This is a genomic window from Frateuria soli, assembly GCF_021117385.1.
GTDB classification, from domain to species: domain Bacteria; phylum Pseudomonadota; class Gammaproteobacteria; order Xanthomonadales; family Rhodanobacteraceae; genus Frateuria_A; species Frateuria_A soli.
On record NZ_CP088252.1, the window covers coordinates 1,748,969 to 1,774,440 of the forward strand.

Below are 25,472 nucleotides of genomic sequence, written 5' to 3' on the forward strand. Positions count from 1 at the left end.
GACTTGCCGGAAGCGCCGGGCGCGTCCGGTACCTATCAATAGTGAGGCGGCGGCGGCTCGCTGTGCGGATCGCTGCCCTGCGCCGTACGAAGCGAAGCCAGCTCGGCGCGCAGGTCGTGCAGCACGCGCTCCAGCGCCACCAGTCGCATGGCCTGGTCGGCATCGGCGGCGGCCAGTGCGGCGACCGTGTCGTCGACGAAGGTGAGGCGTACCTCGAGTTCTTCCAGGCGGCGCTCGATGTCAGACATTCGCCGCCCTCAGCGAACGCCCGCGCCCGATGCCGTAATAGGCCAGCCCCGCCTCCTCCACCTGCGCCGGGTCGTACAGGTTGCGCCCGTCGAAGATTGCCGGGTCCTTCAGTGCGTCGCGGATGCGTGTGAAGTCCGGCGCGCGGAACGCCTTCCACTCGGTCACGATCGCCAGCACGTCCGCGCCCTCCAGCGCCTCGTACGCGTCCTCGCACAGCGCGAGGTCGGCCCGCTCGCCGTAGATGCGCGTGGTTTCCTCGCGCGCCTCCGGGTCGAACGCGCGCACCTTCGCGCCGGCCGCCCACAGCTGCTCCATCAGCCGCCGGCTCGAGGCCTCGCGCATGTCGTCGGTGTTGGGCTTGAACGCCAGGCCCCACAGCGCCACCGTCTTGCCCTTGAGCGCGCCGGCGCAGTGGCGCTCGATCAGCTCGAACAGCTTGCCCTTCTGCGCGTGGTTGACCGCCTCCACCGCGCCCAGCAATTTCGCCTCGTAGCCCACCCCGCGCGCGGTGCGCTCCAGCGCCTGCACGTCCTTGGGAAAGCACGAGCCGCCGTAGCCGGCGCCCGGGTAGATGAAGTGGTAGCCGATGCGCGGGTCCGAGCCGATGCCGCGGCGCACCTGCTCGATGTCCGCGCCCACGCGCTCGGCGATGTTGGCGATCTCGTTCATGAAGCTGATCTTGGTCGCCAGCATCGCGTTGGCCGCGTACTTGGTCAGCTCGGCCGAGCGCTCGTCCATCACCACCGTGCGGTCGTGGTTGCGGTTGAACGGCGCGTACAGCTTGCGCAGCACGCCGGTGGCGCGCTCGCTGGAACTGCCGATCACGATGCGGTCGGGCCGCAGGCAGTCCTCCACCGCGTCGCCTTCCTTCAGGAACTCGGGGTTGGAGACCACGTCGAACGGGATCACCGCACCGCGCTCGGCCAGCGCCTGGGCGATGGTCGCGCGCACCTTGTCCGCGGTACCCACCGGCACGGTCGACTTGTTGACCACCACCGCGTAGCGGTTGAGGTACTTGCCGATGGTGCGCGCCACTTCCAGCACGTAGCGCAGGTCGGCGCTGCCGTCCTCGTCCGGCGGCGTGCCGACGGCGATGAAGATCACCTCGCCGTGCTGTACCGCCGGTTCGGCCTCGGTGGTGAAGTCCAGCCGGCCACTTTCGTGGTTGCGCTTGACCATCGGCGAGAGGCCCGGCTCGTAGATCGGCACCTCGCCATGCTTCAGGCGCGAGACCTTGGCCGCGTCCACGTCGACGCAAAGCACGCGGTTGCCCATCTCCGCCAGGCAGGTGCCGGTGACCAGGCCCACGTAGCCGGTGCCGAACAGGGTGACATTCATCATCCGAGCGCTCGCTCCAACAAAACGATCGCGGATTCTAACAGCCACCACTGCCAACCATTGCATACAAGAAAAGGGCGCGGATCGCTCCGCGCCCTTTCATGCACCGATGCGGGAGAGCTTACTTGCCCGCCTGGTCCTGGCCGCCGGCCGGGGTAGGACCAGTCTTCACCAGGGTCACGTCGAAAATGATCGTGGCGTTCGGCGGGAAGCCGTTCTGCGGCTGCGCGCCGTAGGCCAGGTTCGACGGGATGTAGAGCATGTAATGCGCGCCGGTCTTCATCAGCTGCAGACCTTCACGGAAGCCCGGAATCACGCCCTGCAGCGGGATCGAGGCCGGGCCCTTGTCATGATCGCCCGAAGCGTCGAACTTCTCGCCATCGACGAACGTCCCGACGTAGTTCACCTGCACGGTGTCGTTCGGGCCCGGACGCGAGCCGGTGCCTTCGCTGATCACCTTGTACTGCAGGCCCGAGGCGGTGGTCTTCACGCCCGGCGCGCTCTTGTTCTTGGCGAGGAAGGCTTCGCCCTTGGCCTTGTTCTCGGAGGCGACCTTCTCGTACTGGGCCTTGGCCTTGGCCTGCAGCTTGGCGACGAAGGCATCGCGCACGCTCTTTGCCTCGGTTTCGCTCATCGTCGGCTTCTGGCCCGACAGCGCCGACTGCACGGCACGCGCGACCGTCGCGGGATCGACTTCCTCACGCACCAGCGGCGGCAGCTGGCTGGCCAGGTCCCAGCCGACCACGTAGCTGGCCTTGGTCTTGTCGACCGTGCCGGCGGCGCCCGACTTGGCGGACTGGGCGTGGACCCCCGCGGTCATGCCCAGCGCAACGGCCAGGGTGGCCGCCGTCAGCGTGGGACGCAGAAAATGCTTCATGAAGAACTCCCTCGTATTTGGATATGCCGGCAATGCGGCCGGGCCTCCCCGATGGAGGCAGGCGGAGCATTGTGAGGCGCGTCGAGCGGTCTTGGCAACGACACCGGCTGTCGACCGTCATGGTTTGGAAAGGTTCCCTTCACTCGTCCGTAGACGGCCGCTCCAGCGTGTCCCGCAAGGCCGCCTGCAGCCTGGCATGCATCTTCACCAGCGCGCGCCACAGCACCGCCGACAGCAGCACGCCGGCCACCAGCAACACGATCGCCACGCCACGGGGGGGCAGGATCGCGGAGCCCAGCACGCTCACCAGCAGGCCCAGCGCCAGCAGCGTGCCCAGCGGGATGAGCCGCGCCAGCAGGCTGCGGATCGCGTGCGTGTAGCCACCGGCGAAATGCTCGCGGATGCCCAGTTCCGCCAGCAGCATGCCCAAAGCCTCGGCCTTGCGGTAGATCGCGATGAGCATCGGCAACGACAGGAACAGCGCCGCCGCGAAGATCACCGAATGGCGCGCCTCGCGCCCGACCCCGAGCGTGGAGAACCACGCCCAGTTGTGCGCATTGACGTAGGCACCGATCACGAACAGCGTCACCACCAGCACCACGTTGACGCCGATATGCCAGAGCAGTCGCCGCAGCATGGCGGCGATCATCGCGTTCTGCTGCACCGGCCGCAGGTTCCCCAACCAGCTCGAGTAACTGGTCAGCAGCAGCCGCAGCGGCCCGGGCGCGGCGCGACGCATCCCATCGACGATGCCGTTGGCGTGGCCCACCAGGTAAGGCGAGGCTGCCATACACACCACCGACACCGCGACGGCGATCGGGTAGACGAAGTCGCTGACCACGCCCAGCGAGGCGCCCAGCGCAGCGATCACGAAGGAGAACTCGCCGATCTGCGCCATGCTCAGGCCCGTGCGGATCGAGGAGCGGACGTCCTGCCCCATCGCGACCATGCCCATGCCGACCGCCAGGGTCTTGCCGACCATCACCACCGCCGCGATCCCGAGCGCCGGCAACACGTACTGCCACAGAAGCGCCGGGTCGATCTTCAGGCCGATGGCCACGAAGAACAGCGCGGCGAACATGTCGCGCAACGGCTCGACCAGCCGCATCACGCGATGCGCATTGCGGGCCTCCGCAATCACCGCACCGGCCAGGAACGCCCCGAGCGCCACGCTGAAACCCAGCCACGCGGCGAACAGGCTGGCACCGAAACACACGCCCAGGGCGCTCACCAGCAGCGTCTCGTCGCGTCCGAAACCGCCCACGTAGTCGATGAGCCTCGGCAGCAGCAACAGGCCCAGGATCATTCCCGCGACCACGAACAGCCCGACGCGCCCCACTATCGTCAGTGCCTTTCCAGCCTCCATGGCGCCGCCGAGCGCCACTGCACCGAGCACCGTGAGGATCACGATCGCCAGCACGTCCTCGGCCACCAGGGTGCCAACCACCCGCTGCGCGAACGGCAGGTGCCGCAAGCCGCCCGCGGCCAGGGTGCGCGTGGCGACCATGGTCGAAGACAAAGAGATCAGCGCGCCCAGGAACAGCGCATCCATCCGGTTCCAGCCGAGCGCCTCTCCCACACCCGTGCCGATCCAGAACATCAGGCCAACCTCGATCACCGCGACCAGCAGCACGCCCATGCCGACTTCGCGCAGCTTGCGCACGCTGAACTCCAGACCCAGCGTGAACATCAGCAGCACGACACCGAGGTTGGAAATGTCGTCGATTGCGCGTGGGTCGCCCACCAGCACGCCAGGCGTGTGCGGACCGATCAGCACGCCGGCCAATATGTAGCCCAGCAGCACCGGCTGGCGCAGGCGCTGGAACAGCACGGTGGTGGCCCCCGCCACGATCATCACCATGGCAAGGTCGCGGATGAAACCGATCTCGTGCATGGATGCTCCGGTGGGTGTGGCCGTCCAGCTTACGTCACCTGTGAGGGTGTCGATTGAAGATGTCGATGCGACGTCCCGCGCGTGACGGGCAAGCGCGAAATTCTTCTAAAAAAAGCTTGACGGATTCGCCAACCGTGCCTATTCTTCCGGGCTTCCAGCGGCGGGGCCATAGCTCAGCTGGGAGAGCGCCTGCATGGCATGCAGGAGGTCGGCGGTTCGATCCCGCCTGGCTCCACCAACCTAATCCGTCCCCATCGTCTAGAGGCCTAGGACATCACCCTTTCACGGTGGCGACCGGGGTTCGAATCCCCGTGGGGACGCCAAGGTTGGCCTCGCACTTTGTGTAGCTGGAAGACAACGCGGAGCGGTAGTTCAGCTGGTTAGAATGCTGGCCTGTCACGCCGGAGGTCGCGGGTTCGAGTCCCGTCCGCTCCGCCATTTACGAGAAGCCCGCCCAGTGCGGGTTTTTTGTTGCCTGCAATTTACGCGCCCCTTTGTAGGAGCCCACTTGTGGGCGAAGCTCCTCGTTCGACCGTCCGCATCGCCATCCAGGACCTCCCCGAGGGGCGAAAAAGATCGCCCACAAGTGGGCTCCTACGGGAGAGCCCTCAGGCGGTTTCGAGCGTGCCGGCCGAATGCCCCTGCTCCGCAAGGTACTCCAGCCAGCGCGACAGAAATCCGTTCATGCGCAGCCGGTGCTGCAGCACCGTGTGCGCCTCCGGAAACGGCCCCAGCACCTGCCACAGGTGCCTGCCTGGATGGCAGTGCAGCGCCTCGGCGACGTGTGCGTCGGTGTACATGCGCAACTGTGCCGACGGTGTCGGATGCCCGGTGTGCGCATCGACGAAGCCGTAGGTCAGCTCCAGCTCCAGTGTGTAGGGATGGCGCTCCTGCACGTGCATGTGCACGTCCAGTCCATCGTCCACGCTGGAGCGGTAGCGCCCCGGCGCCAGCGTCTGCGGCGCGAACAGGTGCGCTAGGCGGTGGTAGTTCTCCGCGTACAGCCCCATCAGGAACTCGAAGCGTCCCGGGAGCAAGGCGGAGCGGTTGTCCAATACGGCACTCATCAAGCTGCATATACCTCAAAACATGGTGCGCTCGATACCGAAGCGCTCGAAGATCTTGCTGGCGATCTCTTCGATCGACACGTGGGTGGTGTTGAGCGACGAGATCCCCGCCTGGCGCATCAGCCGGTCGGCCTGCTCCAGCTCCCAGCGGCACTGCTGCACGGTGGCATAGCGGCTGTTCGGTCTGCGTTGCTCGCGAATCTGCGCCAGCCGCTGCGGGTCGATGGTGAGCCCGAACAGCCGGTCCTTGTAGGGCTTGAGCCGCTTGGGGAGTTCCAGCTTGTCCAGGTCGTCGTCGGTCAGCGGGTAGTTGGCGGCTTTGACACCGTAATGCAAGGCCATGTACAGGCAGGTCGGCGTCTTGCCCGAGCGCGACACGCCGATCAGGATCAGGTCGGCCTGCGCGTAGTCCACGTCCACGCCGTCGTCGTGCGCCAGTGCATAGTTGGTCGCGTTGATGCGCGCCTCGTACTTGTCGAAGTCGACCAGGCCATGCGAACGGTTGACCATCCCCGAGCGCTTGGCCCCCAGCTCCCCTTCCAGCGGCCCGATGAACGGCGCGAACACGTCCAGCATCAGCGCGCCGCTGGCGGCGACGATCTCGCACAGGCCGCGGTCGGCCATCGTGTTCACCACGATCGGCCGCTCCCCGGTCTGCGCGTATCGGGTCTTGATCCGGAGCGCAGCGGCCTCGGCCTTATGCGCGTCGTCCACGAACGGCAGGCGATGCTTGTCGAACTGGATGCCCTCGAACTGCGCGAGGATGGAGTTGCCGATCGTCTCCGCGGTAATACCAGTGGAGTCGGATATGAAGAAAACCGTACGTTGCATGCCTGCCTTCCATTTGTTCGCCGGGCCTGGCCTGGCACCTTAGCGCAAGCGCCAAAGCCTGTCCCTGCTTGACTCCGCGCTGACTGGTATGCAGTTGGCGCGGCATCGCGAACAAATGGTCTTCTTGTGCCGTGCACCATCGAAAGCGGACAATACCAGTCCTTTGCGGCCCGATTCGGGGCACGGCGCAGCGTATTACCCGAGCTTTACTAAGGAGATTCCCTTGAACGACCTGGTGCTTTGGCTGGACAACCTGCGCATGACCGACCTTGGCAAGGTCGGCGGCAAGAACGCCTCGCTCGGCGAGATGATCGGCAACCTCGCCAAGCTCGGCGTGTCGGTGCCCGGCGGCTTCGCCACCACCGCCGAGGCATTCCAGCAATACCTGGACAAGAGCGGCGTGGCCAAGCGCATCCGGGCACGGCTGGACGGCCTGGACGTGGAAGACGTCGAAGCGCTGACCGCCGCCGGCAAGGAGATCCGCAGCTGGGTCACCGAGACGCCGCTGCCGCAGGACCTGGACCAGGCCATCCGTGACGCCTACGCCAAGCTGTGCAAGGACGCCGGCGCCGGGAACATCGCCGTCGCCGTGCGCTCGTCGGCCACCGCCGAGGACCTGCCGGACGCCTCCTTCGCCGGCCAGCAGGAAACCTTCTTGAACGTGGTCGGCATCGACGACGTGCTGCACAAGGTGAAGGAAGTCTTCGCTTCGCTCTACAACGACCGCGCGATCGCCTACCGCGTGCACCAGGGTTTCAAGCACGAGGACGTGTTCCTCTCCGCCGGCGTGCAGCTGATGGTGCGTTCGGACATCGGCGCCTCCGGCGTGCTGTTCACGCTGGACACCGAGTCGGGCTTCCGCGACGTGGTGTTCGTCACCGGTTCCTACGGGCTGGGCGAGATGGTCGTGCAGGGCGCGGTCAACCCCGACGAGTTCTACGTCTTCAAGCCCACGCTCAAGGCCGGCAAGCCCGCCCTGCTCCGCCGCAGTCTCGGCGCCAAGCAGCAGCGCATGGTCTATTCGGACCAGCCCGGCGAGCGCGTGCGCATCGAGGAAACCCCGACCGACCTGCGCAACAGGTTCTGCATTTCCGACGAGGACGTGCAGGAGCTGGCCAAGCAGGCGCTGGTCATCGAGCAGCACTACGGCCGCCCGATGGACATCGAGTGGGCGAAGGACGGCAACACCGGCAAGCTCTACATCGTGCAGGCGCGCCCGGAGACCGTTAAGTCGCGCGACCACGCCACGCAGCTGGAGCGCTTCCAGCTCAACGAAAAGGGCAAGGTGCTGGCCGAGGGCCGCGCCATCGGCCAGAAGATCGGCTCCGGCAAGGCCCGCGTGGTCAAGTCGATCAGCCAGATGCATGAGTTCCAGAACGGCGACGTGCTGGTCGCCGACATGACCGACCCCGACTGGGAGCCGATCATGAAGCGCGCCGCCGCCATCGTGACCAACCGCGGCGGCCGCACCTGCCACGCGGCGATCATCGCCCGCGAGCTGGGCGTGCCGGCCGTGGTCGGCACCGGCAACGCGCTGCAGGCGATTCCGGACGGCGCGGAGGTGACCGTGTCCTGCGCCGAAGGCGACACCGGCACGATCTACGAAGGCAAGCTCGCCTTCGACCGCATCACCGCGGATCTGGGCGCCATGCCCGAGGCCCCGCTCAAGATCATGATGAACGTGGCCAACCCGGAGCGCGCGTTCGACTTCGGCATGCTGCCCAACGCCGGCATCGGCCTGGCCCGCCTGGAAATGATCATCGCCAGCCACATCGGCGTGCACCCGAAGGCGCTGCTCGAATACAGCCGCCAGGACGCCGAGACCAGGGCGAAGATCGACGAGCGCATGGCCGGCTACGCCGACCCGGTGTCGTTCTACGTCGACCGCCTGGCCGAGGGCATCGCCACCATCGCCGCCTCGGTCTATCCGAAGCCGGTGATCGTGCGCCTGTCCGATTTCAAGTCGAACGAATACGCCGGCCTGATCGGCGGCTCGCGCTACGAGCCGCACGAGGAGAACCCGATGATCGGCTACCGCGGCGCCAGCCGCTATGTCGATGCCGGCTTCGCCGAGTCCTTCGCGCTGGAGTGCAAGGCGGTCAAGAAGGTACGCGAGACGATGGGCCTGTCCAACGTCTGGGTGATGATCCCGTTCGTGCGCACGCTGGGCGAAGGCCGCAAGGTGGTCGAGGTGCTGGAGAAAAACGGCCTCAAGCAGGGCCAGGACGACCTCAAGGTCATCATGATGTGCGAGGTACCGTCCAATGCCCTGCTCGCCGACGAGTTCCTGGATATCTTCGATGGCTTCTCGATCGGCTCCAATGACCTCACCCAGCTCACGCTCGGCCTGGACCGCGACTCGGGCATCGTCGCCAGCCTGTTCGACGAGCGCGACCCGGCGGTGAAGAAGCTGCTCGCGATGGCGATCAAGACCGCCCGCGAAAAGGGCAAGTACGTGGGCATTTGCGGCCAGGGCCCGAGCGACCATCCGGACCTGGCCGAGTGGCTGATGGACCAGGGTATCGAGTCGGTGTCGCTCAACCCCGACACGGTGGTCGACACCTGGCTGCGCCTGGCCAAGAAAAAGGCAGGCTGAGCCTCGCCGTTGTAGGAGCCCACTCGTGGGCGATCCTCTGGCCTTGAATCAAAGGCATCGCCCACAAGTGGGCTCCTACGAAAAACCATGGCGGTGCTTGTCACTGCCCCGGCCGCCGCGTAAACTTCGCGGCTCGCGCCGGCCCGCGCACCTTTTCCGGAGAGGTGGCAGAGTGGTCGAATGTACCTGACTCGAAATCAGGCGTACGTGCAAGCGTACCGTGGGTTCGAATCCCACCCTCTCCGCCAGTAAGAACGAACGCCCCCTCGTGGGGCGTTCTGTTTTTCTGCGTCCTTTTGCGAAGCGCGGCGCCATGCGGCATGCTGCGTGGCGCTCGCACCCTCAGGCTTCCCATGATCGAATTCGGACACGGCACCCACGTCGGCCTGCGCCGCGCGCGCAACGAGGACACCTACTACGCCGATCCGGCGCTGGGCCTGTTCCTCGTCGCCGATGGCATGGGCGGCCACCAGCATGGCGAGGTGGCAGCCGCCCTGGTACGCGATGCGATCGTCGAGCAGGTCACGCGCGGGCGTGGGCTGGTGGAGGCCGTGCGGAGCGCGGGCGAGCGGCTGTTCCGGCATTCCAGCGCGGCGGCCGACCGGCTGCCGATGGGTACCACGGTCGCCGCCCTGCGGCTGGCCGGCGACCGCTACGAGGTGGCCTGGGTCGGCGACAGCCGGATCTATCTGTGGCAGGACGGCGCGCTGCGCCAGGTCAGCCACGACCATTCGCTGGTGCAGGAACTGGTGGCCGCCGGCCAGCTCGACCCGGCGCTGGCCGACCGGCACCCTCAGCGCAACGTGCTCACCCAGGCGCTGGGCGTCACCGCGATCAGACAACTGCACATCGGCATGGCGCGCGGGCTGGCCGAGCCTGGAAGCCGCTTCGTGCTGTGCAGTGACGGCCTGACCGAGAGCCTTTCCGACGCGGCCATCGCCCGCATAGTCGGGCGCGCGGATCTCGCCGCGCAGGAATGCGTCGACCACCTGCTGCTGGCCGCGCTCGAGGGCAGCGCGGACGACAACATCACCGTGATCCTGGCGCGCGTCAGCTGAGCGCTCAGGCCTCGGCCAGCGCCATCTCGGGCTGCTCCAGCCGACGCCACACGCTGCCGCCCTGGGCCGCCTTGTCCAACGCATCCAGGCGGCTCTCGTGCGCGGCGATTTCGTTCGCGTCCGCACGCAGCACGCGCGGGCGGCGCCGCAGCGTGACGGGGGCCAGCACGGCCGCGCCGGCGTCCTCGCTGGCACCTTCGAAGGCCAGGTCCAGCGCGACCTGGCCGGAGGTCATGTACAGGTAGACGTCGGCCAGCAACTGCGCGTCGATCAGGCCGCCGTGCAGGTCGCGCGCGGAGTTGTCCACGCCCAGTCGCTTGCACAGCGCATCCAGGCTGTTGCGCTGGCCGGGGTAGCGCTCACGCGCCATCGCCAGCGTGTCGATCACGCGGCAGCGGTCGGCGATGCAGCCCATGTGCGCGCCCACGCGCGCCAGCTCCGCGTCGAGAAAGCCGACGTCGAAGCTCGCGTTGTGGATGATCAGCTCGGCGTCGCCGATAAACTCCAGGAAATCGTGAACGACCTCGGCGAAGAGCGGCTTGTCGAGCAGGAACTCGTCCTCGATGCCGGTCACCTGCCGCGCGCCCTCGTCGATCGTGCGTTCGGGGTTGAGATAGGTCTGCCAGTGCCGGCCGGTCGGGCGGCGCTCGACGAGCTCCACACAGGCGATTTCGATCAACCGGTGGCCCTGGCGCACTTCCAGGCCGGTGGTCTCGGTATCCAGAACGATCTGTCTCATGCCCTGCCCCTGTGGCGCTCGGCCTGCTCGCGCGCGGCGGTGTCGACGCGCTCGTTTTCCACGTGGCCCGTGTGGCCGCGCACCCAAGCCCAGCGTACCTGATGGGGCGCCTTGGCCGCCGCCAACCGCTCCCACAGATCCTGGTTCTTCACCGGTTTCCTGTCGGACGTGCGCCAGCCGTTGGCAACCCACCTCGGCAACCACTGCTCGATGCCCTGCATGACGTAGCGCGAGTCGGTGGTGAGCACGACCTTGCACGGGCGTGTCAGCGCTTCCAGCGCGCCGATTGCGGCCATCAGCTCCATGCGGTTGTTGGTGGTGTCCGTCTCGCCGCCCGACAACAGGCGCTCGACACCCTTGGCGCGCAGCAGGGCGGCCCAGCCGCCCGGCCCGGGATTGCCCAGGCACGCGCCGTCGGTAAACGCTTCGACTTCGGTCATCGTTCCTCGCGAAAGAATCAGGCGGCGGCGCTGCGGCGCGCACCCGGCGCCAGGCCGGCGACCGGTGCCGCCGCGATCGCGCGCGGCCGCAGGCGAACCGGTGCAATGGCCTGGCGGCGCTTGCGCGCGATCAGCAGGTAGCCGCCGCCAAGCGGGCCACCGTGATGCGGCACCACCGCCGAGCTGGGCCACATCGGGCCGACCCGCTGCACGCGCTCGACGTTGAGTTCGGCGCCGCGCAGCCAATGGCCGATGCGCAGCGGGGATTCCAGGTTCACGCCGCGCTGGCCACGCCACAGCAGCCAGGGCAGCCAGCCGCTGGCCGGATGCATGCCGGTCAGCGCGAGCATGCCGCCCGGCACGAGTACGCGAGCCGCTTCGCGCAGCAGGAACTGCGCATCGGGCGCCACTTCCAGCGCATGGCTGATCAGCACCAGGCCGAAGGCATCGTCCAGGAACGGCAGCGCTTCGTCTGGACGCGTGTGCAGGTCGCCGGAGCAACGGTCGCCGTCCAGGTGCAGGTGCACCCAGCGGTCGAGCATCGGAGAGGCCGGCGGGCGCTCGTGCGCGATGGCCGACACCTGCAAACCGTACGCGCCGGCGCAGCGTTGCAATTCCGGAGCCAGCGCCTGCGCTTCTGCGGCAAGCAGGCCGCGCATCGGCTTGCTGGCGTAGATGTCTTGATCGCGCTCGGCCATGTCGCGCCCGCCCTGCAGCAAAACCGAAGTGTAGCCGCTGGCGGTCGCAAGCGCGTCACAGGTCGCGGAACCGGCCACCTGCCTGAACACGAATCACACATTTAACGACTCACTAACGAGCGACCCGGATACGGCACTTATAGTCGGGCGGTTCGCGCAAGCCGGAAGCCTGCGCCAGTCGATACGAAGACTGCGGAGACCCTCCTTGCACGTCGTACCGTTACCGGCGCTTGCCGACAACTACATCTGGTTGATGCACGACGACGCCGGCCTTGCGCTCGTCGTCGATCCCGGCGAAGCCGCACCCGTCGAAGCCGCCCTGGCGGAGCGCCGGCTCCGGCTGCGCGCGATCCTGCTGACCCATCACCACGGCGACCACGTCGCAGGGGCCGCGGCGCTGCGCGCCCGCCACGGCGCGACCGTCTACGCGCCGCACGACGGACGCATCGACAACGTCGACCGCCGTGTGGGCGACGGCGACGTCGTTGCCCTGGAACACCCCTTGGCACGCTTCGAGGTGCTGGAGGTTCCCGGTCATACCCGCAGCCACATCGCCTATGCCGGCGAAGGCGCGCTGTTCTGCGGCGACACTCTGTTCAGTCTCGGCTGCGGGCGTCTGTTCGAAGGCACGCCGGCGCAGATGCTCGCCTCGCTCGATCGGCTGGCCGCACTGCCGGGCGACCTGAAGGTCTGCTGCGGACACGAGTACACCCAGGCCAATGGTCGCTTCGCGCGCCAGGTCGACCCGGCCAACCAGGCGTTGGCCGCCCGCTGCGACGAGGCGGCCGCGGCGCGTGTGCAGGGCCGTCCCACCGTTCCCGTGACGCTGGCCAGCGAGCTGGCCTGCAATCCCTTCCTGCGCATCGACAGCGAGCCGTTGGCCGAATGGGCCAGCCGGCAGCACGCCGCCGACAGCCGGATCGAACGCTTCGCCGCGCTGCGCGCCGCAAAGGATGTCTTCCAAGGATGAAACACATACTGCGTCCCCTGCCGCTTGCCCTGTCGCTGCTGATCGCGGCCTGCGCCACCACACCTGCACCCCGGACCACCCCGCCCTCCGCCGAGGCCCCCGCGACCCGCGTACCGGACGCCGCAGCCGCGGCGGCGGTTCCCCAGGAGCCGGTCACCACCACCAATGTGTGGGAGCGACTGCGCGGCAGCTTCGCCATGGCCGATTGCGCCGGCGATCCGGCGATCGAAACCTGGGCCCGCCGCTACACGCGCTCGCCCAAGCACTTCGAGGCACAGATGCGGCGCATCCTGCCGCGGCTGGTGTACGTGGAAGCGAGCGCCATGCGCCACGACGTACCCGGCGAGTTCGCGCTGCTGCCGTGGGTGGAGAGCCACTTCAACCCGGTCCCGCCGCACAAGAACCGCCCCGCCGGCATGTGGCAGATCATCCCCGGCACGGCGCGTCACATGGGCCTGGATGTGGGGCGCAGCTACGACGCGCGCCTGGACCTGACCGAATCGACCGACAAGGTGATGGCGCTGCTCAGCCATTACCACGACTACTTCCAGGATTGGCGCCTGGCCGATTACGCCTACAACGCCGGCCGCTACGGCATCGAGCACCTGGTCAACCGCGAGGGCGCACCGGCGGCCGAGCCGGCGGTGCCCACGCTGCCGGTCCGCGCAGGCACCCGCGCGCACCTGGTCAAGCTGATGGCGATCGCCTGCGTGGTGCGCGAGCCGGAACGCTTCCACGTCACCCTGCCCACGCTGGACGAAGACGAACAACTGGTTGCCGTCGAGGTGAAGCGCCGCCTGTCACTGAAAGAGGCGGCCCGCCACGCGGGCCTGCCGCTGGAGGCGCTGAGCGTCATAAACGCGGGCTATCGCAATGGCGTCATCGACCCCAACCGTGGCGGCCGCCTCCTGTTGCCACGCCGGCATGCCAACCAGTTGCGTGCGACGCTGCTGGCGGAGGCGCTCGGCGATCCCGGCGAACGCACCGCCAGCGTGAGCGCAAAGCCCGCGCTGCCGGACCTGGGCGATGACGACACGCCCGCTACCAGCAAGGACGAGCACATCCCGGACACGCTTCCGGCCGGTGCGCGCGACAAGCCGGTCGTCCACGTGGTCAGCCGCGGCGACACGCTGTTCGAGCTCGCCCACCGCTACCACGTGCGGGTCGCCCAGCTGAAGCGCTGGAACCATCTGGACGGCAGCGCCATCCGTATCGGTCAGAAGCTGACAGTCAGCGCGCCCGACTGACGACGCGGAGGGCTGCCGGCGCGCGCGCGCCGCCGCAGCCGTCCTGGATCGCCGCCTTCCACCGGCGCGTGCGCCATTGCGCTCATCCCGCCGAAGCGCTGCCGCACCGTGTCATGGTGAAGGCAGCAGCCCGCTGCGGCGCCCGGACCGCAGACGTACCTCGCGAAGCCTCCCCGCCGCTCCGTAGCCGGAATGCCCGACTACGCGAGGAGCGCTTCCTCGACCGCGGGTGGGCCCTCTGGACGCGACCCGGGGTCGCCGTTCGTCGAGGAATGTCCTGCAGCCGGGCGATTCCAGGCCCTCTGCGGAAGCGGGCGGCTCGGTGATACAACAGGCGGCACGGCCCACCGGAAGGAACACGTCCATGCCATTGCCGCGCCCCCACCGTCTGCTTGCCGTGCTGTTCGGCAGCCTCCTGCTCGCGGGCATCACCCGCGCCGCCACGCCCGAAGCCGCCGACCACCCCTGGCTGCTCAAGGCCGACCGTGTGTTCGACGCCCGCAGCGAACAGGCGCACGCGGGCTGGGCGGTGCTGGTGCAAGGCGACAGGATCGTGGCGGTCGGCCCGGCCGCGCAGCTGCAGCTGCCGCCCGGCACGCAGACCATCGACCTGCCCGGCACGACCCTGCTGCCCGGCCTGATCGACGCGCACTCGCACATCTTCCTGCACCCCTACAACGAGACCCTGTGGAACGACCAGGTGCTCAAGGAAACCCTGCCCTACCGCACCATCGAAGCCGTGCAGCACGCGCGCGACACGCTGATGGCCGGCTTCACCGCGCTGCGCGACCTGGGCACCGAGGGCGCCGGCTACGCCGACGTGGACGTCCAGCACGCCATCGACCAGGGCCTGATTCCCGGCCCGCACCTGTTCGTCGCCACGCGCGCGACCATCGCCGCGCACTGCTACGGCCCCGGGCCGTCCGGTTTCCGCAGCGATCTCGATCTGCCCCAGGGCGGTATCCCGGTCAGCGGCGTGCCGCAGATGATCGACGCCGTGCGCGACCAGGCCGGCCACGGCGCCGACTGGATCAAGCTCTATGCCGACTACCACTGCGGCAAGAGCCACGGCCCGGTACCCACGTTCAGCGAGGAGGAACTGAAGGCCGGCGTGGAAACCGCCCACTCGCTCGGCCTGCCGGTCTCCGCACATGCCACCACGGCCGAAGGCATGCGCCGCGCCGTGCTGGCCGGCGTCGACACCATCGAACACGGCTACGGCGGCACCCGCGAGGTATTCGAGCTGATGAAGCAGCACGGCGTCGCCTACCTGCCCACGCTGGAAGCCGAGGCGGCCTACGCCCGGTACTTCCGCGGCTGGAAGCCCGGCCAACCGCTCGATGCCGACATGCGGCAGTCCGCCCATGCGTTCAAGCTCGCGCTGGATGCCGGCGTCACCATCGGCGACGGCAGCGACGTGGGCGTATTCACCCACGGCGAGAACTACAAGGAGCTGGAATGGATGGTCCGCGACGGCATGCGCCCGGCGCAGGCACTGCTCGCCGCCACGACGGTTGACGCGAAGATCCTGCGCCAGCAGGACCGGTTCGGGCAGCTCAAGGCCGGGCTGGAAGCCGACATCATCGCGGTGCAAGGCGACCCGACCGTCGACATCGGCGCCTTGGTGCACGTCCCGTTCGTGATGAAGGATGGGCGGGTGTACAAGCAGCCGGAATAGCAGACGACACCGCGTGCCGTCACCAGGAAAACCAGGAATGGGCAGGCAGGCCGCCCGGTTTGCCCGCCCCCCGATCAAGGAGTGTCCATCGTGTCCAGGTATCAGCAAGCGCATGTTCGTGATCGCGCCCGGGTCAGCATCCGGTACGCGGCGCAGCGATCGAAGTCCAGCGTGGCCATCGGGAAGGCGGGCATGGACGATGAGTTCCAGAACGTCCTGCTCAGGCTGACACGGGAAGAGGCTGCGAGGTGGTTTCGCACCATGGCGGCGCTGGCCGATGACCTCAGGCACAACCGTGCGCTCTCGAAGAGCGAGAAGAAACGACAGGCGGTCAGCAAGCTTATCGGTGACCTTCGCGAGTACCTGGAAAAGACCGAGGCCCGCGTCCAGTTCCACCCACAGGTACTCATCCACTCCGAAACCTTGCTCCGCACTCCGCAACCCGTACCGGCTGCCGACATAACGCTGCCGATGGTGATCGCCGCGCTCCACATCTTCCAGGTCGTGGTCCGCATGCGCTTCGGACGCGATGACCGGTAGCCGGCCTCACGCGGGGCAAGTGATGCTCCGGGTTACTTGACCCCGACCACCATCGAATCGGGTCCCACCAGATGCCCGGTGCGCGTCTGGGCGGAAGCCCGCTTCCATCATCCACCCGGCGCAATCCACCCCCGTGTGATCGGATCCCCCGGGGTCCCGATCAACATGTTCAGCTCGATCGCGCTCAGCAGGCTCTTGAGGCCCAGAACGCCAGGCCGGGCAGGATCGTGTCGGGAGAAGGTTGCGCTTGCATGGGCTCGCTCCGTCCGTAACCGCGCTGGCGGTGATGGGTGCGTCGGCCCGAGAGCATGCGTAACCGGAACAGGGAAGCCGGCGAAGCATCGTATGTCCCCGGCACGCGGTCCGGGGGCGGCACATAATGCCACCCGCTCCATCGACTGGTCTTCACATGCGCCTCGGGACTCTCCACCGCTGGCAGTCCGAGCAACCGGCCCGCCCCGCTGTTCGTTACCAAGCCCGGCCCCGTGGCGCCATGAGAAGGTCCGGACGGGTGTGTCGAAACCCCTCGCCCGCCACGGTGAAACGTGTCCGCCTGGACGTCTAAACGCCCGCTGAAACAGCAGACTTGAAAGCGCGTGCAGCGCCCCTAGCTGACGCTCGCCAGCGAAGCTGGCGCCGCCGGGCCACGGGCCGGCGGCCCTTTCCATGTTGCTCTTGAGGAGGATATGGTCATGCGCACGATGTTCGATCTGGCCCCGCTGCATCGGTCCAGCATCGGGTTCGACCGCATATTCGACATGCTCGAGAACGCCGCCCGGGCCCAGGGGGCGGACAACTGGCCGCCCTACGACACGGTCAAGCTGAGCGAGGACCGCTACTGCATCACCATGGCCGTCGCCGGCTTCCGCCGCGACGAGTTGGACATCTCGGTGCAGCCCAACCTGCTGGTGGTGACCGGCGAGCGCAGGAACGGCGAGCAGGCAGGCGAATACCTGTACCGCGGCATCGCCAGTCGCGCCTTCACGCGCCGCTTCGAGCTCGCGGACCATGTGAAGGTCACCGGTGCCAACCTCGCCGACGGCCTACTCACCATCGAACTGGAACGCGAGATCCCCGAGGCCATGCGGCCGCGCCGAATTGCCATCGGCACGGCGGGCGGCGATGCCACGCTGGAATCCGGCCCGCGCCAGATCGAGGCTCAGGCGGCCTGAAGCCCAGCCGGCTCCGGACAGCCCTGTCGGAGCCGGGCGATTGCGGTGATGCTCGGCGGCCTGCCTTGCGGCGGGCCGCCTTCTTCTGCAACGTCCGGCGCTTGGATGGGGAGAGCACGCCCCCATGTTCCCCCACGCACCGCCCACGCCGACGCATCCGAGAGGCCGCCATGCCCGACTACCGCAAGACGCCCGAGGCGCTCGCCCGCCTCACCCCCGAGCAGTTCCGCGTGACCCAGCAGAACGGCACCGAGCGGCCGTTCGACAACGCGTTCAACGACCACCGTGAACCCGGCCTCTACGTCGACGTCGTATCCGGCGAACCGCTGTTCACCTCGCTGGACAAGTTCGACGGCCACTGCGGCTGGCCCAGTTTCAGCCGCCCGGTCGAGCCGGCGCATGTGGTGGAGAAACGCGACATGAGCCACGGCATGATCCGTACCGAGGTCCGCTCCAGCCATGGCGACAGCCACCTGGGCCACGTCTTTCCGGACGGGCCGCGCGAAACCGGCGGCCTGCGCTACTGCATCAACTCGGCCTCGCTGCGTTTCGTCCCGCTCGACGCGCTCGAGCGCGAGGGCTACGGCGAGTACCGCGAACTTTTCGATACGACGAAGGAGGCCCACCGATGAGTACCGAACGCGCCGTCCTCGCCGGCGGCTGCTTCTGGGGCATGCAGGAACTGCTACGCCAGCAGCCGGGCGTGATCTCCACCCGCGTGGGCTATGCCGGCGGCGACGTGGCCCACGCCACCTATCGCAACCACGGCACCCACGCCGAGGCCGTGGAGATCGTGTTCGACCCGCAGAGGATCAGCTATCGCCGCCTGCTGGAGTTTTTCTTCCAGATCCACGACCCGACCACGCCCAATCGCCAGGGCAACGACCGCGGCACCAGCTACCGCTCGGCGATCTACTACACCACCGGGGAGCAGGAGCGCGTGGCCAGGGAGACCCTGGCCGATGTCGACGCCTCGGGCCTGTGGCCCGGCAAGGCAGTGACCGAGGTCGAGCCCGCCGGCGATTTCTGGGAGGCCGAGCCGGAGCACCAGGACTATCTGCAGCACTACCCCACCGGCTACACCTGCCACTTCGTGCGGCCGGAGTGGAAGCTGCCCCGGCGCGCCGAGGCCGGCTGACGGCACAGCGGATGGCGGTCGCGCGCCGGGCGCGCTCCTGCGGCCTCGCGCGACCTGCCTATCCTCCCGCTCGCTGTGGGGCGCCCCCTGCGCGCGCCCCGGACCCCTGCCCACTTCGACTGCCGGACTCGCGCCCGGCATGACGCGCCAGCCCTTTCCCGTGCGGGCCGCCACCGGGGGCTTGCCACTGCACTCAAGACGGTGGCGATCGGCATCCTGTGCGGCCCTCCAGAGCGCTGCGGCCAGCCTGGAGTTCGTGGTGCTGTTCAACGCCGGTGACCCGAGCCAGCAGCCGGGACGTCGGACCAGGCATGGCCAGCCGGTGCCGCCGGAGGGAAGAAAATTCGGGCTGGAGCCACCGCTCGCCCCATCGCACCTGAATACGGCCGCCGTGTCGATTTCCCGCGCCCCGGATCGTCGACATGAGGCAACCCCGCCAGAGGAGCCCATGCCATGTCCTACATCGACGGTTTCGTGATCGCCGTGCCCGCGGCCAACCGGGAGAAGTTCATCGAGCACGCCAGCACTTTCGACGCCTGCTTTCTCGAATACGGCGCCACGCGCGTGATCGAATGCTGGGGGGATGACGTCCCCGAGGGCAAGCTCACCGACTTCCGCCGTGCCGTGCAGGCGACGCCGGAGGAAGCGGTGGTGTTCTCCTGGATCGAATGGCCCGACAAGGCCACGCGCGATGCCGGCATGGAAAAGATGATGAAGGACCCGCGCCTGAGCCCGGAGAACAGCCCGATGCCATTCGACGGCAAGCGGATGATCTTCGGCGGGTTTGCGCCAGTGGTGGAGTTGGGCCGCTGAGGTGCGGGCGTCCGCCCCGGACTCCCCCATCCGCCGTGCCCCGGTCCATCACGCCGCCCGGTAATAATCCCGCTCGCGGTAACGACGCGCGTACAAGCCGAACGCCAGCGCCGCCAACAGCGCGAACGCGGCAAAGAAGAACATCTGGAACGCCACCGTGCTCAACCCGGTGCGCGCGATCGAATCGGTCACCGCGTCGTTGCGCACGGCGGCATTCGCGAGCAGTACCCACAGGTTGCCGATCGTGGTGGTGAGGTTCCAGAAACTCATCACCACGCCCTTCATGGAGGCCGGCGCCTGGCTGTAGGCGAACTCCAGTCCGGTCGCCGAGACGAGCACCTCGCCGAAGGTGAGCAAGGCATACGGCAGCACCTGCCACGCGATGGAAAGTGCATCGCCCCCGTCGAGCGCCAGCTGCAGTCCGCCGACCACGATCCACGCCAGGCCGCTGAAGGCGATGCCCGCGGTCATGCGGCGCAGCGCGGTGGGCGCATACCCCAGCCGCCGCAGTAGCGGATAAAGCACCAGGTTGTTGAAGGGGATCAGCAGCATCACCAGCATCGGGTTGAGCGCCTGCATCTGCGCCGGATGGAACCAGTCCGGCATGCTCATGCGCCCGCCCTGCACCACCCAGGTCGATGCCTTCTGGTCGAACAGCGAGAAGAACGGCGTGGTCAGCGCGAAGATCACCAGCACACGCAGCACGTTGCGTGCGCCCTCCACCGCCGCATCCGGGTGCGCGCCGCGGGCGCGGTCCATCTGCATCCATGCACCGCCACCGATGCCGGCGATCGCCGCGACCAGCGCGATGCAGGCGGCAATGACGAAACCCAGGCTCGGGATCAATCCGGAGGAGGCCAGCGCCACGAGCACGCCGGCACCCGCCACCCACAACCCGGGCCGCGCCTGCCCCGGCCGGTGGCTTAGCAGCGCCGTAAGCACGACCCGCGAGAACGCGTCCTGCTCCGGCGGCGCCGGCGGCACCATCACGTACTGGTGCCGTCCCAGCCAGAACACCACCGTGGCGACGAACATGAGCGCGCCGGGAATGCCGAACGCCACCGCCGCGCCGAACTGGCGCAGGAAGATCGGCATCAGCAGCGAGGCGAAGAACGAACCGAAGTTGATGATCCAGTAGAAGGCATCGAACACCACCTTGGCCATGAGCTTGTTCGACTGGTCGAACTGGTCGCCCACGAACGACGCGACCAGCGGCTTGATGCCGCCGGCGCCCAGCGCGATGAGCCCCAGGCCGATGAAGAAGCCCACGCGATGATCCTCGAACACCGCCAGGCAGGCATGGCCAAGGCAATAGACCAGGCTCATCCACAGCACCGTGTGGTACTTGCCGAAGAAGCGGTCGGCGATCCAGCCACCCAGCAGCGGGAAGAAATACACGCCGATGACGAAGCTGTGGAACACGTCCTTGGCCGCCAGCGTGCGCTCGGCCTCGGGCATGTAGGCCAGCAGGCTGCTGATCAGGAACGGCGTGAGGATGTTGCGCATCCCGTAGAAGGAGAAGCGCTCGCATCCCTCGTTGCCGATGATGAAACCGATCTGCCGCGGCACGCGGCCGCGCGGGTCGTGGGTGGTGGCGCTCATCCGGACTCCTTGGTCGGGAGGGCCACCGCCGGCGCCCCCCAACGCCCGACTGTAGCAAGAAGCTCCGGCGATCCGGGCGCGTGTCCGGCAGCGCCCGGGCCAAAGGTGCCGCCTACTTGGCCGGCGCCATGACGGCCTTGAGCTTGTCGTTGTCCAGGTACTTGCTGAAGCCGGCAAAGCCGGCTGTGACGTGCGGCTCGGACATCAGCCCGCGCATCGCCACCTGGCCCAGCGTGCCGAAGCTGGTTTCGATCGCCTGTGGACCCTCGTACTGCACGGCGTCGTGGGTCTGCTTGCCGCAGCTGTCGGTCATCAACCGAACCATCAGCCCGGCCATGTCGCGGTCGGCCTTGTCGCGCTCGGTGTTGCCGACCTGTGAAATGTCGCTGACCGCCGGGTGCAGCGCCGCCACCAGGAAGATCCAGCGCACGAGCTGGATGCGGTCCTGTTCGGAGGTGTGCGCCACGAGGCAGCGCCCGAGGTCGTCCGTGTAGATGCCACCATGGCTTGCCTGGCTGGCCATCAGGTCCACGCCCATGGCCATCGCCTTTACGAAATGACGGTTCATGCATTCCCCTGTCGCCCTTGCGGGCCCGCGTGGCCATGGCCCGACCATCGCGCCACCCGTTGCCAGCGGGCTGGATTATGCGGCAAGCGGGCGCGGGCAATCCGCTGGCCGTTCAGGCGTCCTTGCCGCCGGCGAGCTGCCGTGCGGAACCTTCAGCTCCAGCGCCATGATCGCGATGATGATGGCGATCACGCCGTCGCTGAAGGCTTCCAGCCGGCCCTTGCCCATGCCGGGCGTTGCCCATGGCGTTTGCCGGCTTCCATCCGTTTCTCCTGCGCGGCCTGGCCGGTCACCGCGAGCGTGGTTGCCCGCGGCCTCTATCAAGAAGACGCCCGCGGCACGGCTGCACGCGGCATCCTCCGGCCCTTTCCAGCCCCGGCACGCGAGCAAGCAGGCGAGGCGGCAATCCACCTCCTCGTTTGCGTCCGCCTCGGCTTCTCGACGGACCGCAGGGCACATGTGCGGTCACGCCGACCCCGTGGCTCGCGGGGATCCGCCGCTACCTGCCCTCGGCGATACCAGCCAGGCACCCGCCTGCCCTGCGCCTGCTCTGATCACCAGTCTGCTTGCGTCTTGCCATGGGCCGGATGCAGCTCGTCTAGACGGGGCTGTCATCGCCACTGCTTCATGCTGCTCCCATCATGGCGCATGACGGAATGGACGGCCAAGCCGCAGGGCAGCGCACCTTGCCCGCGGCCACAGGCGGCGGAGAACGCCACGAGACAAAGGGCATCACCGGCACCGTGGCGCGGCGGGAACACAGGGAGGGTGCGCACGGGCACCGCCGGTCCATACGAGGAGGCGCGGATGAACACACCCAAGGACAGCAGCTACCCTCCCTCTTCCGGCGGGCAGGCCACTGAACCTGGCGTCGGCGATGGCGCGGAAGACATGGCCGGGAGGGTGCGCACCGAAGGCCAGGAGCAGGTGCAGCACTACCTCGATGCCGCCGCGGACAAGGTGGACACGCTCGCCGCCACCGTCAGGGCTGCCGCCGCGGAAATGCGCGATGACGACGTCGCGCATCTGTCGCGGCACGTCTCGGACATGGCCGGGAGTCTCGGGCGCATGGCCGACGGGCTGCGCGAGAAAAGCGCCGACGAGATTCTGCACGACGTCCGCCGCATCGCGCGCGAGAACCCCACGTTGTTCATCGCCGGCAGCATCGCGATCGGCTTTGGCCTGAGCCGCTTCGCGCGCGCCTCGGCCGGCCAGGCCGCGGATAGCGAGCGGCGTTCGTTCCATGGCGCGCGCGAGTCGCTGATGCACCAGAAGGACCGTGCCGTGCAGGGCTACAACAATCTGTTGCGCGACAACCCGCCGGCGCTGGGCGCCATGGATATCGCCATCGGCGCCTTGCTCGGTGCCGCCCTGCCCTCAACCGAGCCTGAAAACCGGCTGATGGGCGAGGCCAGCGACAGCCTCGCCGGAGAGGCCAGGGAAGCAGTGCGGACCGGCGCCGACAAGGCGCGCGACGTCATGCACGACATGGGCGAGCCGAAGGACAACGTGCGGCACTGAGCACGCTCGGACGGAGCCGGCATCACCGCTGCAACGCACTCCGCCCGAACCGTCACCCGCCTGTCGGCACCCTCTCCCGGAGAGGCGAGGGGTCTGGGGAGAGGGTCCGGTTCTCGAGCTTGAGGGAGCCGCTTCGACCCCTGCGGGCTGCGCCCAGCGGGAGCGGTCCAAAGAGAGCCGTTAACGCTGAGCGTAGCGCGGCGGAGTCGAAGGGCACTCCGCCACCGCCGCCACGCAGGCAGGAAACCATCTCCGGCCGCAAGGAGATTCGGGTGAGACTTGAGGCATGCGCTTTCGACTTCGTGCCGCGCGCCAGGCTCAGCGCGAACGGTCCAGGGAAGCCTTGCCGCTGCCGTCACCCATGCGGCAAGGCGCATGGGTGACTCGAGGGCGAACCTCGATGAGCGCAGGCACATGAGCACGGATCTCCGGGCGGACGTGGGCAACCGCCCGGCGAGTGCGTTGGCCAATAATGGAAATACCTAGCTGGAATGATCCAGGATGATCTTCCAGCCTCCGGCGGTCTTCTCCCAGAGCAGCGAATAGACGCCGTCGTCCTGCGCGACCTCGCCATGCTCGCTGCGATCCAGGTGGAAGCGTCCCGTGACCACGGCGTAGCGCGCCTCGCCCTCCGCACACGGCAGCAGTCGCACGTCCACGTCCGAGAACGTGAGCCGGCCCATCTGCGCCTTGTTCGCGTAGTGCTTGCGGTAGCTGGCCAGGATCGCCTGGTAACCCTTGCGCACCGTGCTGCCCACGAAGGTGGTGTCCGGTGCGTCCTTGTAGCCGCGCATGAAGGTTTCCACGTCGCCGCGGTTCCATGCGGCCTGCTGGTCGGTGAGCACCTGGCGGATGGCGGCGGCATCGTCGGTCGCGCCCATCGCGGGCGCAGCGACGATCAACAGGACAAGGACGACCCAGCGTGACAGCTTCATCGCGTACTCCGTGGTGACCGGGATCCTTGCAGCTTAATCGCTGCGGAGCCCGGCGGAGTGGAATACGGCCACGCGGTCGGCCCTCGTCGGTCCCACCGCGCGCAGCCACGCCTCACCCGCGACGAAGCGCGTGCAGGGACCGAAAGTGCACACCTTGATCGGGCGCCGCATGCCTTCATCGCGCAGCGCATCCAGCACCGTGCGAAGCACCGATCCCGCGAACGGGGTGTACAGGAAAAACACCGTGCCGGCGGACAGGTCGGCGTCGCGTGCGTCCCGCGCCAGGAACCGGACATCGTGCAGCCCCAGCGCGCGCGCCGCACGCCGTGCGACCTGGACATGCGACGGTTGCCATTCCACCCCGACGGCACGGGCGCCGGTGCAGATCGATGCCAGCATCGGCACGTGTCCGAGTCCGGAGCCGAGGTCGACCAGGACGTCGCGCGGACCGGGACGACCGCGCGCGAGCATGTCCAGCACGTGGCGCGCGGGCGTCGGCTGGTAGAACACCATCTCCGGCTCCAGCGGCAGCGATCCCGACCCCGGGTCTTCCAGCCGCAAGACGCCGGCAAGCAGTTCGTCGAGTGCGTCGTAGCCCTCGCCCTCGATGGGACCCGGGTCCTCCTGTTGCCAACGCCGGAAGAGCGCGGGCCCGTGCCCGCCCCGGATCGCCGCACGCAGGCGCCGGTAGAGCGCGGCGTCGGCCCGCTCCACCCGGGCGCGCAGCGCCTGCGCGCGCGCGGCCGCATCACCTGCGCCGGCACCCTCGAGAACGGGGAAAAGGCGCTCGAGCCAATCCAGAACTTCAGCGCGCGAGCGCCATCGGTCCGGCGCCTCGAGCGAGCCGTCGCGGGCCAGTTCATCGAGCCTGGCGTGGATGCAGTCGGCAGTCATCTGCCAAGCATGGCAGCCGGGGCGATGCCCCGCGAACTCCTCCGCGTCCCGGGAGAGCACCGCTAGCCCGCCAACCGTAACAGCATCACCCAGGTCTCGCCCGCCAGATACAGGCCCAGGCCGAATGCCAGGTGGGTAACCAGGCTGCGCCGACGCGCCACGCCGGGACGCGGCGTCCGCGAGGCGGCGATGCCCGCGCCGAGCGCGGGCTGCAGGACCAGGAACGGCGCCAGCACACTGGCCAGTCCCACCGCCAGGGCGGGGCCGGGCGATGGCGCGTGCGCCCACCTGACGCCGGCCACCCCGAGCAGCACGGCGGCGATGCCGATACCGATCGCATAATGCGCCGTCCAGCCGAGCATGCGCTCGCAGGCCACCCGCGGTGCGTCCTTGATCGCGTCGTGGCGCAGGCGTCCGCGTACCAGATGACCGAGCCAGCGACCGACCATCGCATAGTCCAGCACCGGCACGCCGATAAGGCGCTTCTGGCTCAGCCACCAGGCATCCATGACGAGGGTGGCGCCGATGCCCACCACGGCGGCGTGGAACAGAAAGTGCGCGAGCTCAGCCACGGCCTGGCCCCGGCAATTGCTGTTGCGTCGTCATC

General features: G+C 68.2%; 26 protein-coding genes and 4 tRNA genes. 15 read left to right on the plus strand and 15 right to left on the minus strand.

Translation table 11 applies throughout. The features are described 5' to 3' along the window. Positions 1 to 35: 35 nt before the first annotated feature. The 4 genes from LQ771_RS08000 to LQ771_RS08015 form a co-directional block, all read right to left on the minus strand. Positions 36 to 248, minus strand: a complete 213-nt coding sequence (locus tag LQ771_RS08000; protein WP_231348890.1) for a SlyX family protein — start codon at positions 246 to 248, stop codon at positions 36 to 38. Continuing rightward, positions 241 to 1,587, minus strand: a complete 1,347-nt coding sequence (locus LQ771_RS08005) for a UDP-glucose dehydrogenase family protein (protein ID WP_231351876.1) — start codon at positions 1,585 to 1,587, stop codon at positions 241 to 243. The genes LQ771_RS08000 and LQ771_RS08005 overlap by 8 nt, the downstream gene beginning before the upstream one ends. Before the next feature lie 121 nt (positions 1,588 to 1,708). After that, entirely contained in the window at positions 1,709 to 2,464 is a 756-nt protein-coding gene (locus tag LQ771_RS08010; RefSeq protein ID WP_231348891.1) for an FKBP-type peptidyl-prolyl cis-trans isomerase, read from the minus strand. A gap of 139 nt (positions 2,465 to 2,603) precedes the next feature. After that, positions 2,604 to 4,358, minus strand: a complete 1,755-nt coding sequence (locus LQ771_RS08015; protein WP_231348892.1) for a cation:proton antiporter — start codon at positions 4,356 to 4,358, stop codon at positions 2,604 to 2,606. A 162-nt stretch (positions 4,359 to 4,520) separates the two neighbouring features. Here LQ771_RS08015 and LQ771_RS08020 point away from each other — a divergent pair. The 3 genes from LQ771_RS08020 to LQ771_RS08030 all read left to right on the plus strand — a co-directional run bounded on the left by LQ771_RS08020 (position 4,521) and on the right by LQ771_RS08030 (position 4,796). Then, positions 4,521 to 4,596 (plus strand) — tRNA-Ala (locus LQ771_RS08020). A 9-nt stretch (positions 4,597 to 4,605) separates the two neighbouring features. After that, positions 4,606 to 4,681 (plus strand) — tRNA-Glu (locus LQ771_RS08025). A gap of 38 nt (positions 4,682 to 4,719) precedes the next feature. Then, a tRNA-Asp gene (locus tag LQ771_RS08030) sits at positions 4,720 to 4,796 on the plus strand. A 170-nt stretch (positions 4,797 to 4,966) separates the two neighbouring features. On the opposite strand, the gene LQ771_RS08035 is transcribed toward LQ771_RS08030, so the two are convergent. Continuing rightward, positions 4,967 to 5,425 (minus strand): DUF1249 domain-containing protein, encoded by a 459-nt coding sequence (locus LQ771_RS08035; protein WP_231348893.1) that lies wholly within the window; start codon positions 5,423 to 5,425, stop codon positions 4,967 to 4,969. 15 nt (positions 5,426 to 5,440) lie between these two features. Next, positions 5,441 to 6,256 carry a posphoenolpyruvate synthetase regulatory kinase/phosphorylase PpsR gene (gene ppsR, locus LQ771_RS08040; protein WP_231348894.1) on the minus strand — a complete coding sequence of 272 codons (816 nt, stop codon included), beginning with the start codon at positions 6,254 to 6,256 and terminating at the stop codon, positions 5,441 to 5,443. A 223-nt stretch (positions 6,257 to 6,479) separates the two neighbouring features. Here ppsR and ppsA point away from each other — a divergent pair, with 223 nt between their 5' ends. The 3 genes from ppsA (at position 6,480) to LQ771_RS08055 (ending at position 9,910) form a co-directional block, all read left to right on the plus strand. After that, the gene (ppsA, locus tag LQ771_RS08045) at positions 6,480 to 8,852 is read left to right on the plus strand and encodes a phosphoenolpyruvate synthase (protein ID WP_231348895.1); all 2,373 of its coding nucleotides are present in this window, start codon (positions 6,480 to 6,482) and stop codon (positions 8,850 to 8,852) included. Positions 8,853 to 9,010: 158 nt separating this feature from the next. Beyond that, a tRNA-Ser gene (locus LQ771_RS08050) sits at positions 9,011 to 9,100 on the plus strand. A 105-nt stretch (positions 9,101 to 9,205) separates the two neighbouring features. Further along, complete coding sequence (locus LQ771_RS08055) at positions 9,206 to 9,910, plus strand: PP2C family protein-serine/threonine phosphatase (RefSeq protein WP_231348896.1); 705 nt, start codon at positions 9,206 to 9,208, stop codon at positions 9,908 to 9,910. A gap of 4 nt (positions 9,911 to 9,914) precedes the next feature. Here the strand turns inward: LQ771_RS08055 and dnaQ are convergent, their stop codons facing one another. Genes dnaQ through LQ771_RS08070 form a run of 3 tightly spaced genes read right to left on the minus strand, consistent with a single transcriptional unit; the run spans position 9,915 to position 11,877 of the window. Continuing rightward, complete coding sequence (gene dnaQ, locus LQ771_RS08060) at positions 9,915 to 10,649, minus strand: DNA polymerase III subunit epsilon (protein WP_231348897.1); 735 nt, start codon at positions 10,647 to 10,649, stop codon at positions 9,915 to 9,917. Further along, complete coding sequence (gene rnhA / locus LQ771_RS08065; protein WP_231348898.1) at positions 10,646 to 11,089, minus strand: ribonuclease HI; 444 nt, start codon at positions 11,087 to 11,089, stop codon at positions 10,646 to 10,648. Before rnhA ends, dnaQ begins: the two co-directional genes overlap by 4 nt. 17 nt (positions 11,090 to 11,106) lie before the next feature. Further along, positions 11,107 to 11,877, minus strand: a complete 771-nt coding sequence (locus LQ771_RS08070) for a class I SAM-dependent methyltransferase (RefSeq protein ID WP_231348899.1) — start codon at positions 11,875 to 11,877, stop codon at positions 11,107 to 11,109. Positions 11,878 to 11,992: 115 nt separating this feature from the next. Here LQ771_RS08070 and gloB point away from each other — a divergent pair, with 115 nt between their 5' ends. The 8 genes from gloB (at position 11,993) to LQ771_RS08110 (ending at position 19,345) form a co-directional block, all read left to right on the plus strand. Then, the gene (gene gloB / locus LQ771_RS08075) at positions 11,993 to 12,757 is read left to right on the plus strand and encodes a hydroxyacylglutathione hydrolase (protein ID WP_231348900.1); all 765 of its coding nucleotides are present in this window, start codon (positions 11,993 to 11,995) and stop codon (positions 12,755 to 12,757) included. Beyond that, positions 12,754 to 14,004, plus strand: coding sequence for a transglycosylase SLT domain-containing protein (locus LQ771_RS08080; protein ID WP_231348901.1), 1,251 nt, complete (start codon positions 12,754 to 12,756; stop codon positions 14,002 to 14,004). Before gloB ends, LQ771_RS08080 begins: the two co-directional genes overlap by 4 nt. Positions 14,005 to 14,368: 364 nt before the next feature. Next, positions 14,369 to 15,682, plus strand: a complete 1,314-nt coding sequence (locus LQ771_RS08085; protein WP_231348902.1) for a metal-dependent hydrolase family protein — start codon at positions 14,369 to 14,371, stop codon at positions 15,680 to 15,682. 90 nt (positions 15,683 to 15,772) lie between these two features. After that, positions 15,773 to 16,222 (plus strand): hypothetical protein, encoded by a 450-nt coding sequence (locus tag LQ771_RS08090; RefSeq protein WP_231348903.1) that lies wholly within the window; start codon positions 15,773 to 15,775, stop codon positions 16,220 to 16,222. Between the two features lie 692 nt (positions 16,223 to 16,914). Continuing rightward, a complete protein-coding gene (locus LQ771_RS08095; RefSeq protein ID WP_231348904.1) occupies positions 16,915 to 17,394 on the plus strand; it encodes an Hsp20 family protein in 480 nt (159 codons plus the stop codon). Between the two features lie 170 nt (positions 17,395 to 17,564). After that, entirely contained in the window at positions 17,565 to 18,026 is a 462-nt protein-coding gene (gene msrB / locus LQ771_RS08100; RefSeq protein ID WP_231348905.1) for a peptide-methionine (R)-S-oxide reductase MsrB, read from the plus strand. After that, a complete protein-coding gene (msrA, locus tag LQ771_RS08105; protein WP_231348906.1) occupies positions 18,023 to 18,532 on the plus strand; it encodes a peptide-methionine (S)-S-oxide reductase MsrA in 510 nt (169 codons plus the stop codon). The genes msrB and msrA overlap by 4 nt, the downstream gene beginning before the upstream one ends. A gap of 453 nt (positions 18,533 to 18,985) precedes the next feature. Beyond that, a complete protein-coding gene (locus LQ771_RS08110; protein ID WP_231348907.1) occupies positions 18,986 to 19,345 on the plus strand; it encodes a DUF1428 domain-containing protein in 360 nt (119 codons plus the stop codon). Positions 19,346 to 19,393: 48 nt separating this feature from the next. On the opposite strand, the gene LQ771_RS08115 is transcribed toward LQ771_RS08110, so the two are convergent. The 3 genes from LQ771_RS08115 to LQ771_RS08125 all read right to left on the minus strand — a co-directional run bounded on the left by LQ771_RS08115 (position 19,394) and on the right by LQ771_RS08125 (position 21,743). After that, positions 19,394 to 20,947 (minus strand): POT-type proton-dependent oligopeptide transporter, encoded by a 1,554-nt coding sequence (locus LQ771_RS08115; protein ID WP_231348908.1) that lies wholly within the window; start codon positions 20,945 to 20,947, stop codon positions 19,394 to 19,396. Between the two features lie 112 nt (positions 20,948 to 21,059). Then, entirely contained in the window at positions 21,060 to 21,515 is a 456-nt protein-coding gene (locus LQ771_RS08120) for a hypothetical protein (RefSeq protein WP_231348909.1), read from the minus strand. Between the two features lie 75 nt (positions 21,516 to 21,590). Beyond that, the gene (locus tag LQ771_RS08125; protein WP_231348910.1) at positions 21,591 to 21,743 is read right to left on the minus strand and encodes a TMEM175 family protein; all 153 of its coding nucleotides are present in this window, start codon (positions 21,741 to 21,743) and stop codon (positions 21,591 to 21,593) included. A gap of 579 nt (positions 21,744 to 22,322) precedes the next feature. Between LQ771_RS08125 and LQ771_RS08130 the strand changes: the two genes are divergently transcribed. Beyond that, complete coding sequence (locus LQ771_RS08130) at positions 22,323 to 23,036, plus strand: hypothetical protein (RefSeq protein WP_231348911.1); 714 nt, start codon at positions 22,323 to 22,325, stop codon at positions 23,034 to 23,036. A 482-nt stretch (positions 23,037 to 23,518) separates the two neighbouring features. On the opposite strand, the gene LQ771_RS08135 is transcribed toward LQ771_RS08130, so the two are convergent. The 3 genes from LQ771_RS08135 to LQ771_RS08145 form a co-directional block, all read right to left on the minus strand. Next, entirely contained in the window at positions 23,519 to 23,971 is a 453-nt protein-coding gene (locus LQ771_RS08135; protein WP_231348912.1) for a YybH family protein, read from the minus strand. Between the two features lie 33 nt (positions 23,972 to 24,004). Continuing rightward, entirely contained in the window at positions 24,005 to 24,865 is an 861-nt protein-coding gene (locus LQ771_RS08140) for a hypothetical protein (protein WP_231348913.1), read from the minus strand. Positions 24,866 to 24,927: 62 nt separating this feature from the next. Continuing rightward, on the minus strand, positions 24,928 to 25,437 hold the full coding sequence (locus tag LQ771_RS08145; RefSeq protein ID WP_231348914.1) for a DUF2938 domain-containing protein: 510 nt from the start codon (positions 25,435 to 25,437) through the stop codon (positions 24,928 to 24,930). Positions 25,438 to 25,472: the final 35 nt, after the last annotated feature.